Source organism: Acinetobacter lactucae (genome assembly GCF_001605885.1).
Lineage (GTDB): Bacteria > Pseudomonadota > Gammaproteobacteria > Pseudomonadales > Moraxellaceae > Acinetobacter > Acinetobacter lactucae.
The window spans coordinates 43251-59748 of sequence record NZ_LRPE01000021.1 but is presented as its reverse complement, the minus strand read 5'-3'; the positions used below and the strand labels follow the sequence as shown (position 1 = coordinate 59748).

15 protein-coding genes are annotated in these 16498 nt (G+C 37.5%); 6 read left to right on the top strand and 9 right to left on the bottom strand.

Annotated features, from left to right (window positions below; translation table 11 throughout):
- Positions 1 to 541: 541 nt before the first annotated feature.
- The 3 genes from AWW73_RS09510 (at position 542) to AWW73_RS09500 (ending at position 4039) form a co-directional block, all read left to right on the top strand.
- Entirely contained in the window at positions 542 to 2215 is a 1674-nt protein-coding gene (locus tag AWW73_RS09510) for an FMN-binding glutamate synthase family protein (protein WP_061874805.1), read from the top strand.
- Between the two features lie 211 nt (positions 2216 to 2426).
- Complete coding sequence (locus AWW73_RS09505; protein WP_062849511.1) at positions 2427 to 3482, top strand: linear amide C-N hydrolase; 1056 nt, start codon at positions 2427 to 2429, stop codon at positions 3480 to 3482.
- Between the two features lie 62 nt (positions 3483 to 3544).
- Complete coding sequence (locus tag AWW73_RS09500; RefSeq protein ID WP_057105830.1) at positions 3545 to 4039, top strand: hypothetical protein; 495 nt, start codon at positions 3545 to 3547, stop codon at positions 4037 to 4039.
- A 55-nt stretch (positions 4040 to 4094) separates the two neighbouring features.
- Here AWW73_RS09500 and AWW73_RS09495 read toward each other — a convergent pair whose 3' ends face one another.
- The 5 genes from AWW73_RS09495 to AWW73_RS09475 form a co-directional block, all read right to left on the bottom strand.
- Positions 4095 to 5123: an alpha/beta hydrolase gene (locus AWW73_RS09495; RefSeq protein WP_016145700.1), complete on the bottom strand. Its 1029-nt coding sequence runs from the start codon at positions 5121 to 5123 to the stop codon at positions 4095 to 4097.
- Positions 5123 to 6247, bottom strand: a complete 1125-nt coding sequence (locus tag AWW73_RS09490) for a YdcF family protein (RefSeq protein ID WP_062849510.1) — start codon at positions 6245 to 6247, stop codon at positions 5123 to 5125. Before AWW73_RS09490 ends, AWW73_RS09495 begins: the two co-directional genes overlap by 1 nt.
- A gap of 4 nt (positions 6248 to 6251) precedes the next feature.
- Positions 6252 to 7286 (bottom strand): UDP-N-acetylmuramate dehydrogenase, encoded by a 1035-nt coding sequence (gene murB, locus AWW73_RS09485; protein ID WP_062849509.1) that lies wholly within the window; start codon positions 7284 to 7286, stop codon positions 6252 to 6254.
- A 19-nt stretch (positions 7287 to 7305) separates the two neighbouring features.
- The gene (locus AWW73_RS09480) at positions 7306 to 7809 is read right to left on the bottom strand and encodes a low molecular weight protein-tyrosine-phosphatase (protein ID WP_062849508.1); all 504 of its coding nucleotides are present in this window, start codon (positions 7807 to 7809) and stop codon (positions 7306 to 7308) included.
- Between the two features lie 287 nt (positions 7810 to 8096).
- Complete coding sequence (locus AWW73_RS09475) at positions 8097 to 8324, bottom strand: tautomerase family protein (protein WP_061874809.1); 228 nt, start codon at positions 8322 to 8324, stop codon at positions 8097 to 8099.
- A 62-nt stretch (positions 8325 to 8386) separates the two neighbouring features.
- On the opposite strand from AWW73_RS09475, the gene AWW73_RS09470 reads away from it, so the two are divergent.
- Positions 8387 to 8854 (top strand): winged helix-turn-helix transcriptional regulator, encoded by a 468-nt coding sequence (locus tag AWW73_RS09470; RefSeq protein ID WP_017398914.1) that lies wholly within the window; start codon positions 8387 to 8389, stop codon positions 8852 to 8854.
- A gap of 181 nt (positions 8855 to 9035) precedes the next feature.
- Here the strand turns inward: AWW73_RS09470 and AWW73_RS19075 are convergent, their stop codons facing one another.
- Both AWW73_RS19075 and AWW73_RS09460 read right to left on the bottom strand, forming a co-directional pair.
- Positions 9036 to 9266, bottom strand: a complete 231-nt coding sequence (locus tag AWW73_RS19075; RefSeq protein WP_005068773.1) for a hypothetical protein — start codon at positions 9264 to 9266, stop codon at positions 9036 to 9038.
- 290 nt (positions 9267 to 9556) lie between these two features.
- The gene (locus tag AWW73_RS09460; RefSeq protein ID WP_205630322.1) at positions 9557 to 9886 is read right to left on the bottom strand and encodes a YcgJ family protein; all 330 of its coding nucleotides are present in this window, start codon (positions 9884 to 9886) and stop codon (positions 9557 to 9559) included.
- Positions 9887 to 10226: 340 nt separating this feature from the next.
- Between AWW73_RS09460 and AWW73_RS09455 the strand changes: the two genes are divergently transcribed.
- On the top strand, positions 10227 to 11384 hold the full coding sequence (locus AWW73_RS09455; protein WP_062849506.1) for an iron-containing alcohol dehydrogenase: 1158 nt from the start codon (positions 10227 to 10229) through the stop codon (positions 11382 to 11384).
- Positions 11384 to 11818: an acyl-CoA thioesterase gene (locus AWW73_RS09450; RefSeq protein WP_062849505.1), complete on the top strand. Its 435-nt coding sequence runs from the start codon at positions 11384 to 11386 to the stop codon at positions 11816 to 11818. Before AWW73_RS09455 ends, AWW73_RS09450 begins: the two co-directional genes overlap by 1 nt.
- A 47-nt stretch (positions 11819 to 11865) precedes the next feature.
- Here AWW73_RS09450 and AWW73_RS09445 read toward each other — a convergent pair whose 3' ends face one another.
- Together AWW73_RS09445 and AWW73_RS09440 are read right to left on the bottom strand one after the other, a co-directional pair.
- On the bottom strand, positions 11866 to 14094 hold the full coding sequence (locus tag AWW73_RS09445; protein ID WP_062849504.1) for a phosphocholine-specific phospholipase C: 2229 nt from the start codon (positions 14092 to 14094) through the stop codon (positions 11866 to 11868).
- A gap of 324 nt (positions 14095 to 14418) precedes the next feature.
- A complete protein-coding gene (locus tag AWW73_RS09440) occupies positions 14419 to 16488 on the bottom strand; it encodes a DNA polymerase III subunit gamma/tau (protein WP_062849503.1) in 2070 nt (689 codons plus the stop codon).
- Positions 16489 to 16498 lie beyond the last annotated feature (10 nt).

The window sequence follows — 16498 nt, the reverse complement described above, 5'->3', positions numbered from 1 at the left end:
CAATTATAAAAATTTTTATGTCTTCTCTAACCTTTTATTTCAGTTTTTCGATACTTCCATTTATTTTGATTAATTTTCGTAAAAAGTTATATTTTTTCATTAGTTAAATTTTACCATTAATTTTGATATTTTATAATTTCTTAAAATCTAATCAAAAAAGATAAGAATAAAAATTAAGCTATTGATTGTTCTATATATTTAAAATGAATAAGAAAACAATAATTTATGAATAAGAAATCTAAGTGTTTTATCACATTTTTAGAAATTTTAGTGATTAAAGACAGATGCTCACTAACAAAAGTATGTATTGCTAACTCAACTATTCCTAAAAATTAAATGAAAATTAAACCAAAAAAACTACCCACCATTGCAAAACTCGGTAGATAAAATTCGATCTATCAAAAAGTAAATTCTAGATCAAACTTGCTTTTCCACATGTATCTCTTGTCTCGCCATAACACTAACAACAATTGCATACTTGTAGTTTGACTTGCTTATTGGCAAGGTATGTACCAGTAAAACATTAGGAATTTGTTCCAATATGGCGAGTCCAGCACAAATCATTCGACATAAATTTCTCAATACATTCTTCTCACGTCATTCTCTCTGGTTCTTATGTATTTTTACTGCGCTCAGTATTACGTGGTTTCGTACTGTATATACCCCTCATAGTATCTACTATTTTGTTTCTGACACTCTCCTTAACGGTTTATGGGTAGTTACAGGCGCCTTAAGCTTATTAGGACTATATGATGTTTTGCAAAATAAACATTCAATTCTCAGAAACTACCCAATTATGGGGCATTTCCGTTTTTTGTTTGAAGATATACGTCCTGAAATCCGCCAATACTTTATTGAAGCGGATCAAGATGCTCTACCTTTTTCTCGCATGCAAAGAAGCTTAGTTTATCAACGTGCTAAAAATGAAAATGCAGATAAACCTTTTGGTTCAATCATTGATGTCTACCAAGAAAATTACCGTTTTATTGTTCACTCAATAAGCCCTTGCCCGCCTGCAGACCCAAAAAGCTTCCGTATTCAGGTGGGTAATGCACAATGCCTACAACCGTATAGCGCATCTATTATGAATATTTCAGCCATGAGCTTTGGTAGTTTAAGTGCCAATGCAATTCGTGCCCTAAATAAAGGAGCACAATTAGGCGGTTTTTATCATGATACTGGCGAAGGAAGTTTAAGCCCTTATCATCTAGAAAATGGCGGTGATATTGTTTGGCAAATTGCCAGCGGTTATTTTGGTTGTCGCACGCTTGATGGGAAATTTGACGAACAAAAGTTTGCTAAGCAATCTCAATTACCACAGATCAAAATGATCGAGCTAAAGCTTTCACAAGGTGCAAAACCTGGTCATGGCGGTATTTTACCTAAACATAAAATTACCGAAGAAATTGCCCAAATACGTGGTGTTTCTCGCGATCATGATTGTATTTCTCCTGCCAAGCATTCTAGTTTTTCTACCCCAATTGAAATGATGCATTTCTTACAAAAATTACGCACACTATCGGGTGGCAAGCCCGTTGGTTTTAAACTGTGTATTGGCCAACCTTGGCAGTTTATGAGTATTGTTAAAGCCATGCTTGAAACAAAAATTGTTCCCGACTTTATCGTTGTGGATGGTTCTGAAGGTGGTACAGGCGCAGCACCAATTGAGTTTAGTGACAATATTGGCACGCCATTACGTGAGGGCTTACGCTTTGTACATAATACCCTTGTGGGTGCAGGACTAAGAGATCAAGTTAAGATTGGTGCGAGTGGAAAAATCATTAGTGCATTTGATATTGCCAGTACATTTGCACTAGGTGCAGACTGGGTTAACTCAGCACGCGGTTTCATGTTTGCGGTTGGGTGTATTCAAGCACAGAGTTGCCACACTAACCAATGCCCGGTAGGTGTTGCGACTCAAGATAAAGATCGTCAGAAGGCAATTGATGTACCGACTAAATCAGAACGAGTATTTAATTTCCATAAAAATACATTGCATGCATTATCAGAAATGATCGCTGCGGCGGGTTTACGTCATCCTTCTGATATTAAAGCCCATCATTTGGCTCAGCGTGTAAATGACCGTGAAATTAAGAACTATGCTCAATTACATTTTTTCTTAAAAGAAGGTGAACTTTTGCAATCTGAACTTAATAACGACGATGATAATTTCTATTATCGAATGTGGAATATGGCAGATGCCAATCATTTTTAATTTATATTAATTTTTATGATTTGAGCATTACATCTATAGTGTGATGCTCTTCCATATTTCAAACGAATATGTGATTTTCAATTAAATCTCCTTTTGCTTTTAATTTGTATTTAATAGATTTTTCACCTAATATCAAAGTATAAATAACGTACACTTTTTAATTTTATTTAATAAAAATTTTTTAATGTTTATAACAAGAAGGTAGCTCATCATGTTGAAAAAAACATTCATCTCTTCTTTTGTCGCAATCGCTATAGGTTTAAGTAGCTACGCTACTGCTTGTACACGTGCCGTATATTTAGGCAATAATCAACACGTTATTACAGCTCGTTCAATGGATTGGAAAGTTGATACAGGTACAAATTTATGGATTATACCAAGCGGAGTTAGCCGTGAAGGTAATGCAGGTCCTAACTCAATAAAATGGACCTCTAAATATGGAAGTGTCATTGCTACAGGTTATGAAGTTTCCACAACTGATGGAATGAATGAAGCAGGTTTAGTTGCTAATGTCTTATGGTTAGTCGAATCTGAATACCCCGATGTAAAAAAATCTAATAAACCACTACTCAGCATTGCTGCTTGGGCACAATATGTACTCGATAATTTCGCAACCGTTGATGAGGCTGTCAAAGCGCTAGAGAAAGAACCTTACACAATAGTTACAGATAGTGTTCCTGGTGAAACCAGATTAACCACATTGCATTTATCTATTTCTGATAAAACAGGTGATAGCGCGATTATCGAATATATTGGTGGAAAACAAGTGATTCACCATAGCCGGAGCTATCAGGTTATGACTAACTCACCTACTTTCGACAAACAACTGGCACTTGCCGAATATTGGAAGCAAATTGGTGGAACAGTTATGCTTCCCGGCACAAACCGAGCATCTGACCGCTTTGCACGTGCATCATTCTACATTAATGCAATTCCTAAAAATGATAATGCAAAGCAAGCTCAAGCCTCTGTATTCAGTGTCATTCGAAATGCATCTGTTCCTTATGGGCTAAATACTCAAGAAGAACCTAATATCTCTTCAACTCGCTGGCGAACTGTTGCCGACCACAAACAGATGCTCTACTTTTTTGAATCCGCTCTCTCACCAAATGTATTTTGGGTCGACTTGAAAAAGATTAACTTTAAAGATGGCAAAACACGTAGACTTGATTTAGGACCCGATCAAAGCCATATCTATGCAGGCGATGCGACCTCTTCCTTTAAAATTGCAAAACCATTTGTATTTTTAGGTCCAACTACGCGCTAATTTATGTCAAAATTTATTACTCTTAACATAAATAATATTAAACATACGATCTTGGAATTTATATGATGAAAAAATCTCTACTCTTATTGGGTTCATGTCTACTTACAGCGGCTTGTAGCACCACACAGGTTAGTACAACAGCTCCTAAAGAGGTAAAGACAGCTGGTCAGCTAAACTGCTCGCCAACAGAACTATGCCCAAGCTTATTGGTTAAATGGAACGAAAGTCAAAAAAATCAGCTTCGAGTAGATGTTCATTTAAGTAGTAGTTATAACTTTTATGATATTAACGCTTTGACCTTTGATATTGATGGCAAACGATTCAATTATGAACCAGCTCAAGCCACTGAAAAAACAAATGTGAGCAGATTAGTTCCAAAACATTCAACAACTTACTTTGTTATTCCAAGCCAATTCTTACAAGAGTTTAAAAATGCTCAAAATGTAAATGTTTTGATCAAAACGGATAAAGGGACAATCGAGCGTAATATGTATAGTCCACAAAAGCAGTCTTCGGTTTATAAAAACTTTATGCAGCTTTATCAAAATTCAAAATAAAGCCCCATACATTAATTTATGCATCTATCTAGAATTTTGGATAGATGCATTATTTTTAATAATAAAAATGTTTTGGCTTCGCATGTAAAAAGGCCGGAATCAATCCTGTTAATGCGGCACGTATATCCGCACGTTCATTAATTAATTGATGAGAACCTTCTTCAAGCATTAACAACGTTTGGAGTCTAAATTTACGACGAATAAATTCAATGTTATAACGCCAATCAACTGTCTGATCGAGAGCACCTTGTGCAAGCCAGACAGGGATACGGCAAGCAGGCCGCTCCTCCATTTCTTGCATCCATTTTGACATTGCCAAAATCCAGTCCATGCCCATCATGCGTGGTTGCAAAGGATCTTTTAAACGAATAAAACGCAAAAATTCAGGATTATGATTGTTCCGTCTAAAGTGTCTTGGTACTTGACGTTTAATACGGCGAATAATGCCCAATCCAACAGGGTTATGCCACCATGCTGTTTTCGCTGGGCGAATTAACGGAGAAAGTAAAAGTACTCGGTCTACAATCGGATCTTGGCGTTTTTCAGCATATTCTAATAAGTGGTGCATCCAAATTGCTCCACCCGTACTTTGACCAATACCAACCCATGGTTTTGGCAGCTGATTTGCATGTTTCACATATTGATAAACAGCCATCAAGACTTGCTGATAATGATCAAAATTTTTAATACTGGCTGGTGAACCATCACTTAATCCATGTCCTGGCAAATCATAAGTGATAATACTAAAACCCTGCTCAAGAATCTCACGAATAATCGGCTGATAAATACCGCTATGCTCAAGGTAACCATGCAATAAACAGACAGTACCTTGTATTTTTTCTACTTTAGGTTTGAAAACTTGTACATGCAAACGGAATAAAGGCATTTGAACATAGCCTTGCCAATGGTCACATTCAAGTAAATGTAAACCATATAATTTGCGGTAAGCTAACAAATCACGAGAAGGTTCTTCTAAGGTATTTAAATTGAGTGGACTCAAAACCTGGGGTGTAAGGTCACGGTTAGGCACTGGTAAATCTAATTGTTTTAATACGGCAGGATTGAGAAATGGAATATCTGACATTAAGGAACCTCTCGACAATCACTTGAGCCAAACAACATGTCGCGAATTGTCGCAAGTAATTCATAGTTTGCACGGCGGCTATGATCGTAATTTTGCACACTTGGTTGCCAGCGTGTCAGTGGGGTTGGCATTGGAGCTACAACAGGAATAGTTTCAATGCCATTTAAAGCAAACAGTCGACGTGTACGCGGCATATGATATTCATCTGTAACCAACATGACTGTTGGTGCTCCGCCTTTTTTCTGAAGCAATAAAGAACTAAACCGAGTATTTTCACATGTATTCATACTACGCTTTTCTAATAGCTTTGCATCAACACCGCGCTCTTTTAGCCAAGCTTGCATATAAGGTGCTTCTACACCACTCAGCACAATCGGTAGATGATTTTGTTTTTCAGCTTCTAAAGTTTTTTCTAATCGCAAACGCGTATAGCCATTCACTACAATATCTTTACCATTTTTATCTAAAGTTAACCCTCCGCCCAACACAACAATTGCATAAGGTTCTGATAACTTTTTAGGTTGTACAGGTAATGGATTTTTACGCACATATTCGACTTTTTGTTCAGGCTCACTAACAGCTTTTTGAGGCTCTGGTATCACAGGTTTTCTTGCTAAAAACTCTGTATATTGCTCAGTAAGTGCTTTGTTTTCAGAACTATTAATAAAAAGTGCTTCGTCAACAGGACTACTCGCCTCATCTGCAGCATCAATTTCAGAGTTCTTAGCGACTAAAGGAACCGTTACAGCGGCTGCTTGTTCTTCTGAATCTTGTTCCTTTTCTTCTAAAAGAATAATTTGTTGTAAGGCTTTATAATTTTCTTGAATATAGGTCAGATCAGATGTCTTTTTTTCACGTAACGCTTGCTCTGTCAGTTTTAAATATGCCTGACGAGCAATCCATAAATTTGAACCCGGCTCTAAATTATCATGTTCACTTAATGCAGCCTGTCTCTGGCTCTCAGCAGCGACTTGGTTAACGTCAACTGGAACAAAATAATTAAGCCCAGCTACAATAAGTTTTGAATAAAATGGCGAATATAAAAAAACCGCGAAACAGCCTAATAGTACAAATAGCACGGTGACTACTTGTACTAAACGTACCATTAAGTGTACTTTTGGCATAAAACTATTCCGTATGATTTTCAATTAAACCTAAACTGTTATAAAGCACAGGCTCTGGTTCTAACATAATATGGAAACGCTGATCAACATCATGTTGTACAGCCTGATAAGTTTTCTTTACATCAGTAAGAGATGCATTGGCATAATTCACCAAAACTAATGCTTGTTTATGGAACATCCCGACCATATCGAGTTGTTTCCCTTTCCAACCTGCCTGATCAATTAACCATCCTGCTGCAATTTTAACGTTTCCATTAGCTTGAGGGTAATGAGGAATTGTTGAGAATTGTGTGACTAAGCGTTCAAATTCTTGAGGGCTAACAATCGGATTTTTAAAGAAACTACCTACATTTGGATACTCTTTTGGATCAGGGAGTTTACTTTGGCGAATATGGATCACTTGGTTTTGTAAGTTCTCAGCTGTCTGATTGTCTCCAACTGCTTGTTTCAAATCGCCGTAGTTAAGTTTTAAATGCGGCTGTTTAAGCAATTTAAAAGTGACATGCGTAATAATGTAACGGTTTGGATCATCTTTAAAAATACTATGGCGATAGGCAAAATGGCAGTCAGCCGCTAAAATTGTCTGAGTTTGCTTTAATTTACGGTCATACACTTGTACTGACTCAATAAACTCGCCTACCTCTACCCCATACGCCCCAATGTTTTGTACAGGTGAAGCACCAACCAATCCCGGAATAAGGGCTAAATTTTGCAAACCAAACCAGTTCTGTTCAGTGCTGTATAAAACAAAATCATGCCAGACTTGGCCTGCACCTACTTTAACCAGAACAAAATCATGAGCGTTTGATAAAACTTCAATTCCCTGAATATCAAGATGAATCACTAAAGCATTGATCTGCTGCGGCAATAACATATTACTACCGCCCGATAATACAAGTACATTTAACTGATGCTGCTCAGCAAACTCTAAAGCTGCTTCAATATCTTGAATATTGCCAACTTTAGTATAGTGAGAAACAGTTGCATCTAAACTTAAGGTATTGAATGGCTTAAGCTGTACTTGATTCTGAATTTGCATTGTGTTGAAAAACCTATTCTTAAACATTCAATTGTTTTTTTAAAATATTAATCCACGCCAAACTACTAGACTCGCATTGATTAAGTACACGTTCAAAGCCATCCGCACCGCCATAATAAGGATCTGGCAACGCTTGTTGTGGGTATTCAGGATCATGCTCACTCATTAAAGCTACCTTTGCACGAATTTGATGTGCGCCAAATTGGGAAACGGCTCTTTGCAGTACTTCATGAATATCTTCAAAATTTTGATGATCCATTGCCAAAATCAAATCAAACTCTAAAAAGTCTTGGGTTGAAAGTTGCCTTGCACGTAAAGACGATAAGTCATAGCCCCTTTTCTTGGCATGCAACTGACTGCGCTGATCAGGTGCTTTATTTGGATGATAATTACTCGTTCCAGCTGAATCGACAATCACTTTGAGTTTATGCGCTTCACAATAATGTCTGAAAACCACCTCAGCCGTGGGAGAACGGCAAATATTTCCTAAACAGACACATAACACCTTATATTGTGTTTCCATTAGAAATTACGTCCAAACATTTGAATTACATAAAAATAAACAGGGTCATGCACAATCTTAACAGACTATAAGTTTGTAAGAACCGAATTGACCATTGTGACTTGTTGCATTTTGTCAAAACTCACTTGGGTTGAAAAGGAAAATAATGTTTATCAATAGATTAAAAGTTGATAAATCAGGCAATAAATTAGCTAATTTTGTCTTTTTATTTTAAATGGTGGTATCAAAAAATATTCTGAGCAAACCCCGCTCAATTATAAAAGCCCTACTTAAAGGGCTTTAACAAATCATTTTGCTGAAGTCATTAACTCAATCATTTGTTTTGTTGGCCTTAAGTTACCTAATTGCCACTGTTCAGGTGGATATTCATCAATTCTTATCCAAACATGCTCTCGAAAAGCAGGATTTCCCTTTCCTTCTATTTCTACAAATAAATCTGTTATTCGCTTGAAAAGCTCAGCCTTACTATCTTTATCTAGTAAACCTTCTATAGTTTGTATATTTATAAATGGCATAATGCTACCTGAATTAATGCTGGGTCTAAAATATAGACTCATACTAATTGGAGCTCCCTCTGATGTCAAATCAAATTATTCCAGATCATAAGTTTCCAGTAGATGTATGTGGGATCTTCAAAATTACAGAAATACTGAATGACAGATGGACGATCCTCTTGTTAAGAGAAGCTTTCTATGGAGTAACAAAATTTAATGATTTTTTAGAAAATACAGGTATATCAAAGCAAATTTTATCCAATCGTCTAAAGCACCTCATCCAATTAGAAATATTTGAACTGTCAATTTATAAAGAAGTTGGTGAGCGAGAACGTAAAGAATACTTACTCACAAAAAAAGGTAAGAGTCTAAATATTGTTTTACTCGCCATGCTTGAATCTGGCGGTAATTTCATTGAAGCTGGTAAAGATGTGGTTAAAGTTTTTAATAAGAGTACTGATGATGAACTTAAATTAAAACTTGTTGATTCTTCTAATCAAGTTATAGATTTCAAGAATTTGGAACTTAAGCTCATTCATTGCAAAAAATAAATTTTTATAACTTAGCTACCCCGATCATAAAATTCTCAGTATATTTTTATAAAGAAATAAAAAAAGCCTACTCTTTCAAGTAGGCTTTCCCCTTATGACTTTTGCGCTGATCATTAAGGTTTATTGTTGTTTAAAGCAACGGAAGGATCTTACAGAAATACTTAAGAATAAAAAAGCTTATTTACTTAACTGAATGTAAGTACTCATAGGCTCCTTTTTCGTTACTCTCCAGTTTAATGACTGCATCTGTTTCATCGTTTAGTGTCAGGTTAAATACTTTTTCACCATCATATGAAATTTGGTGGCCCATACGAAACTCTGAATCAAGTGACTCAAGAATAATAAAATTTCCTTCGTTGTTCGAAGCGATATAGTAAGTATTGTTCCGATGAACATATCTAATTGTGTACATCACTATTTAAATTCCACCTAAAAATTATGTTTTTTCTTAATAATAAAAAGATTCTTTTTCCTTTCCCAATCAGAAAAGATCCTACCGAAAACTAAACCCTCCCTTATTAATTATTAACCCTGATCATTTAGTATTTTTTGACCCTATAGTATTAAATTGATATTACAGAAATACTTAATAATAAAAAACCCCGCCATTAGTCGATAGTTAGCGGGGTCTTTTGCAATGTAATTTTACTTTTATAGACTTATTTATCAGATGATATTTACCTCATTTCTGCAATAGAAAAATTATTTATTTTTAAAAAGCTTATCTGTCATAGTTCTATCAATTTTACTGCGATGCCCATTCTCAAAGTATCGATCAACATGGCATAGTTTTGTTTTAGTATCACAGAACACACCATTTGAGAGCGTAAATGCTGATGTATCAAAATCACCTTGAGAGAAGGCTTTATTCGCTTTATAAGTGCCTAAGTATTTAGCTGTAAGCTTTTTAGAAACACCTTTTTTGTCAGCACAAATATATTTGTCACAAATTACACCTTCTGTAGGCGAATATACGCTAGAGCTGGTTTTCGCGATTGCAGCCGAGCTAAGCATCAAACACGTACATCCCATAATACTGAGTAAAGTTTTAGAAATTTTCACTTTTTAGAACCGATAAAATTATAAATTGTTAAGGCATTATATAAATTAGCAGCTTGCCAGAAAATCTACAAAACCTATAAATAACAAAAAGCCCACCTTTCGACGAGGGTTTAAATATTTTGGTAATCCTCCCTTACATTTCGGACCCTACATTGCAAAAAAGTATTTATCTATGGGTGGCACAAGGCTTAAGAAAAGCATAGTCACTTCAGAACTACTTTATTTTAAAGTTTCTTATGCTAACTTATTCGGAGATAGAATCTTATAGAACCATTCAACAATAATGTTCAAAAATAAGGAAATAATGTATATGAGCCATTTTCAATTTCAAACCGTTCCAAATATCATCTCTGGCTTAGGCTCTATACAAGAATTACAGAATATATTGTCGTCAAAAGCTTACCGCAAGTTATTGCTAGTAACAGATGCAGGCATGATTAAAAATCAATTACACCGTCCCATCCTGCAAATTTTAGATACGCTCAATATTGAATATGTCATCTATGCTGATGTGCAAGCTGATCCGCCTGAACAAGTCGTTTTAGATGCAGCCAACTATGCAAAACAGCAGAATGTAGATGTCATTATTGGTTTTGGTGGTGGGAGTTCTTTGGATGTGGCAAAAGTTATTGCTTTACTCGCCCACCCTAACCAGACCCAAAGTTTGCAAGAAATGTACGGCGTAAATCAAGTCACTACAGCTCGCCTTCCGCTTATTTTAATTCCTACTACAGCCGGTACAGGCTCAGAAGTAACGCCAATCTCAATTGTGACTACGGGTGAAACGACAAAAATGGGGATTGTTTCTCCAGTACTGTATGCCGACACAGCAATTCTTGATGCAACCTTTACTCAAAACCTTCCAGCCCATATTACTGCTGCGACAGGTATTGATGCGATGGTGCATGCCATTGAGGCATATACCTCTAAGCACAAAAAAAATATATATACCGATATTTTAGCCAAACATGCACTCAAGCTACTCAACCATAACTTACCGAAAGTTCTTAAGAACGGCAATGATTTGGAAGCAAGGCAAAATATGCTGTTCGGCTCAATGCTTGCAGGTCAGGCATTTGCAAACTCGCCCGTTGCTGCGGTACATGCTTTAGCTTATCCACTGGGTGGACATTTTCATCTTTCGCATGGTCATACCAATGCCTTAGTATTGGTTGAAGTATTAAAATTTAATGCACCACATGCTAAACAATATTATGCAGAACTTATGCAATGGTTAGATCCATATAGTAATGGCAGCACCGATGGTCTATGTGATCTGTTTATTGATCATATGCAAAACCATTTAGACCGTAGTGGTTTGACTTTAAAACTTAGAGATCTGGGTATTGATGAGTCTAGCTTACCTAGACTTGCTCAAGATGCCATGTTGCAAACCCGCTTACTACAAAATAACCCACGTGACATGACAGAAGCCGCTGCTTTGGCAATTTATCAGGCGATTCATTGATGACTAAACCCATTTTAAAAACTCGTGATCAATTTAAGTTCTTTTTAGACATTCAAACTCGTTGGGCAGATAACGATATCTATGGTCATGTGAATAATGTGACTTACTATAGCTATTTTGATACGGCAGCCAATGCATTACTGATTCAAAAAACAGGTTTTGATATTCATGAAGCAAAATCAATTGGGTTAGTCGTCGATTCAGCTTGTAGCTTTAATCAGGAATTGTCATTTCCAGAAATTATTCAAGTAGGTGTTGCGATTGGGAAAATCGGCACGACATCTTTACGCTATGAATTGGCAATCTTTAAACAAGGTCAAGAGCAAGCGTCAGCTCAAGGACATTTTGTGCATGTGTTTGTTGATCGTGAAACGCGTAAGACTGTGCCAATTTCCGAGTCAGTCTGTGAGGTTTTAGAGAGTTATTTATTATAAAAAATGAGGCAAAAAGAAAATGATCTTTTCTTTTTGCCCACCTAAACTTACATCATTGCAGGATCACTAAAAGAGTCTTCACCCGTTTCAACTCGACCAGCAAAACGTCGGTAATAATATGGATCACTCTGACTGGTGATTTCAAAATCATACCAATGCCCTACGTCAGCCAAAGCCCAATGTTGTTTAACGACTTGACCCGCTTTTACGGTCAGTTGTAACGGTGCATCTTGGCGGTATGCACAAGGTTTTACCGTCAATATTGTATCCTTAGTTCCTTCATTCATGAGTTCTACATATACATCGCCATTGGCAATGTCATAGCACACGCGAATTTCAGGTTTAACGCTACTATCGACAATACGTTGAGTATCCCCTTTGAAATGACGATGATAGCCATTTGGACCAAGTACCCATAAATCATAACGACCTAAATTATCTTTTAAAGCATCCCACTCATCATCTAAATTTTTATTCGGCTCGACAATATAACGCTTTGGAATACGGTCTAGGTTGAGCTTATCATAAACATGGAAAACCGCTGCTTGCTGACCTGTATTAGAGAATATCAATTGCACCTTACCATCCGCTTTACAGCGCGCGCTGGTGTGCAGCTCGTAAGGTAGCGCACGTGACAGACGTATGCCACTTTGCTGAATCGGTAACTTAATATCCATTGGTACAGGTACAGCTGGCAGAGCTTCTTGTTTTTCTCTTAACTCATCGGCCTGCACACGAGTTTGTTTCCCGTTCAACTGCGGTAAAACATCTGCATTTGGTGTTTTAAAGTTAAATGCACTGGTTAAATCGCCACACACCGCACGGCGGTATGGACTGATATTCGGCTCTTTAACCCCAAAACGTTTTTCTAAAAACATGAGCACAGAAGTATGATCAAACACTTGCGAGTTGACCCAACCACCACGGCTCCATGGGGAAATCACATATAATGGAACACGAGGACCCGGACCATAAACTCGTCCATCAGGTGTAGGCTGAGAATGGCTTCCCTCAGGTGCAGCATGATCAAAATATTCGTCCTGCATATCAGTACTGCTTAATGTCGATTTACCCGCGTATTGACCGTTTTTAAGTCGAGATGGTGCTGATGGCGATGGCACATGGTCAAAGTAACCATCATTTTCATCAAAGTTGATAAGTAGCGCGGTTTTACTCCAAACTTCTGGTACAGCAGTTAAAGCATCAATAATTTCTTGAATAAACCATGCCCCTTGAACTGGGCTTGAAGGATCCGGATGTTCACAATAAATTGATGGCGCATTAATCCAAGAGACTTGTGGTAATTTACCTTCACGAATGTCTCGTTTAAAAGCGTCAAGATATTCTTCTGGTTTATTGCCCGGCAATGTATTTGCAATGCCCTTATAAAGTGGATTTTTGGCATTATCAGTCGCAGCATCATAGGCTTTATACGGTAGTTTTTGACCCGTATCGGCATACGGTTTATTCGGTTCGCCGCCACTTGAAACGGGATAACCAGATGCAATGTTCGCCTTTCTAAACGTACGAAAAGCACCAAGCATATTATCGCCCCATTCATCAGGCATATTTTGATAACAAATCCAGCTTACCCCTGCTTCTTCTAAACGCTCCGCATAGGTTTTCCATGTATAACCACGATCTGCTGTAGCAGGATTACCATCAATCCAGTCCCACTCATTGTTTACAAATGAACGCTTGGTCGGTGTTGCTCCATTCGTACCCGTTAAGTGATAAGAACGGTTTGCATCTGTTCCAGTGTGCATAGAGCAATGGTAGGCATCACAGATCGTAAAGGCATTGGCAAGTGCAAACTGATATGGAATTTCTTTTTCTTTAAAATAACCCATGGATATATCAGTTTTGTGGGTTGGCCAGTTCGCCATACGCCCATTGTCCCAAGCCAACTGACTATCATTCCAAGTATGTGGCGTCCCATCCGCACGCTGTGCATTATTGGCTGTACCATCTAAGTGAAAAGGTGTTAGAACTTGCCCATTACTTCTAAGTTGCTCCCAGACACGGCGGCCACTTGGTAGAGGAATCGTAAAACGATCGGCAAAACCCCGAACACCTTTTAATGTTCCAAAGTAGTGGTCAAAAGATCGGTTTTCCTGCATTAAAATAATAACGTGTTCGACATCCTGAATGGTGCCAGTTTTATTATTTGCAGGAATTGCTAAAGCTTTTTGAATACTAGATGGGAAAGTTGCCAATGCCGCAGCACCAAAACCCATATTTAAAGAGTAATTTAAAAATTTACGACGTGTAATCATGATCAGGTTCTTTTTATTATTTAAGTTTATGGAGCACAGCGCATTACAGGCTTTTTACCTGTTTCTGGTGCATTCGAATTATCATTTGATGAGTCGTTACAACCACTCAGTAGAATCGCGCCGATTAATAAAAGATAAGAATATTTAAAACAATTTATTCCAGTGCATTGCCTTTTCATTGCTATGTACAATCCATTTAAAATCTAAAATGGCTAACATAGAAAAGTACAATGACAGTGACATGACCTGAATATTTCAATCCAATGAAGAATATGAAAATTCTATTATTTTCATATTCTGCACCAGATCAAAACTTAGATGAATTTAAGGTTTTAATTGAATATTTTGCAGTTCGCCATCAAAAGTTTCTATGAGACTTTTAATGACTGGCTGTTGCTGTAATAGCTCAGCTGCTCTGTGAAAGGCTTTTTCTTTACGTGCACTTTGAATGGTATAGGGTGTAGATGTATTTAAAGCACCATATTCAACTGTAAATTGAGTATTCGGCCATTGTTCGTTTAATGCATCAATAAGCCCTTGTTGTAATTGGGTCAGCATATTTTCATATTCTTGAGGAATATGGAAAACAGTATTACCACCAATTTCACCCGTCATCACACCATGCTGAGCAAGTTCTTGAACGGCTGGAGAAAGCTGACTGTTTCTAAACCAATATTCCCACTTTTCGAGTGTCCACTCACCTTCCAAAACTTGAGGAGAAAGCTTCAAGATATCTTGAGGCATAAGCTGCCCGTTATCAGGTGCACTAGACTCTTTTACAACGGCAACTGTTTCAACCATTACTTCAGCTTGCACAAATGACTGCTGCTCAATAACTGATTCAGAAGGCAAATCATGATTTATAGGTGTATCTTGGCCAAGGGAAAATTCAGCGCTAGATGTTTCAAATAAACCTTGAGGCTCAGCAGTAAAAGCTGGTTCAGGTTCAATATTTTTAGCTTGGGTTTCTGCCTGAACTTGTACTAACTTTTGCTCTGGTACCGGAATGAAATCTTCTTCCAGCACACTAATTGTTTCTTGAACAGATGCTGACTCAAGACCAATCAGCTCATGATGATTTGGGTCGAATACCATTAAATCCTGATTAGACTGAGGTTCAGGTTCAGGTTCAGGTTCAGGTTCAGGTTCAGGTTCAGGTTCAACCATAGCGGGTTGGCTAATAACTTCAACAGGCTGAACAGTATTTACTGGAGTAATCTCCTGAGCTGTGGGCTGAGTCTGTTGACTCAAAGCTACCACCGTTTGCCCATTTTGCTGAACTGGCTCTGACACTAAAATTTCATTAGGCGCTAAAGGACGGAATGCCAATAAACGTAAAACACACATTTCAAAACCTTGCTCTTGCGTCACGGCAAGTTGCAGGTCTGAACGACCTTTACATGCGATTTGGTAATAAAGCTGCAAATCTTGAGCAGAAATCAGCTTAGACAGTTGCATGATTTTGCGATTGATTTCATCGCTATATTTCAAACTTAAATCAGGTAGATATTGTAAAATTGCCAATTCATGCAATGTCGAAATCAACTGATCCAGCACCAGTGAAACATCTAACGCTTGATGTCTAAATTGCAATAAAAGCTGACTAACTTTCTCACGTTGGTTCTGATGAATTGCTAAAATCAAATCATAAATAATTGTACGGTCAATCAAGCCAAGCATTTCTTTAACATCTTGGTGGTGTACCGCACCCTGACCATAAGCAATGGCTTGGTCTGTTAAAGATAATGCATCACGTAATGAACCTTGAGCAGATTCAGCAATTTGCCAAATTGCATCTTGATCAGCAGTAATTTGCTCTTTTTCGAGAATAGCGCCAAGATGCTTGGTAATTTCATCAACAGCTAAAGGTCGTAGAGTAAATTGCAAACAACGTGAAATGACTGTAATTGGTAGCTTTTGTGGATCCGTCGTTGCAAACAGAAACTTAACGTGTTCTGGTGGTTCTTCTAGTGTTTTTAATAACGCATTAAAAGAATGCGTAGAAAGCATATGTACTTCGTCAATCAGGTAAACTTTAAAACGACCTTGCGTTGGCGCATAAGGAACGTTGTCTAAAAGTTCACGCGTATCTTCTACTTTTGTTCTTGAAGCAGCATCAATTTCAATCAGGTCGATAAAACGGCCTTCGTTTACCGCTTTACACGTTGCGCAGACTTCACATGGTGTAGAAGTCACACCCGTTTCGCAGTTCAAACACTTGGCTAAAATACGTGCAATTGTAGTTTTACCTACACCACGCGTTCCTGTAAATAAATAAGCATGGTGTAGACGACCGCGTTCCAATGCACTACTTAATGCACGAGAGACGTGGTTTTGTCCCACTAACTCATTGAAATTACGTGGACGGTATTTTCTAGCAAGTACTTGATACATGTATGCTCCT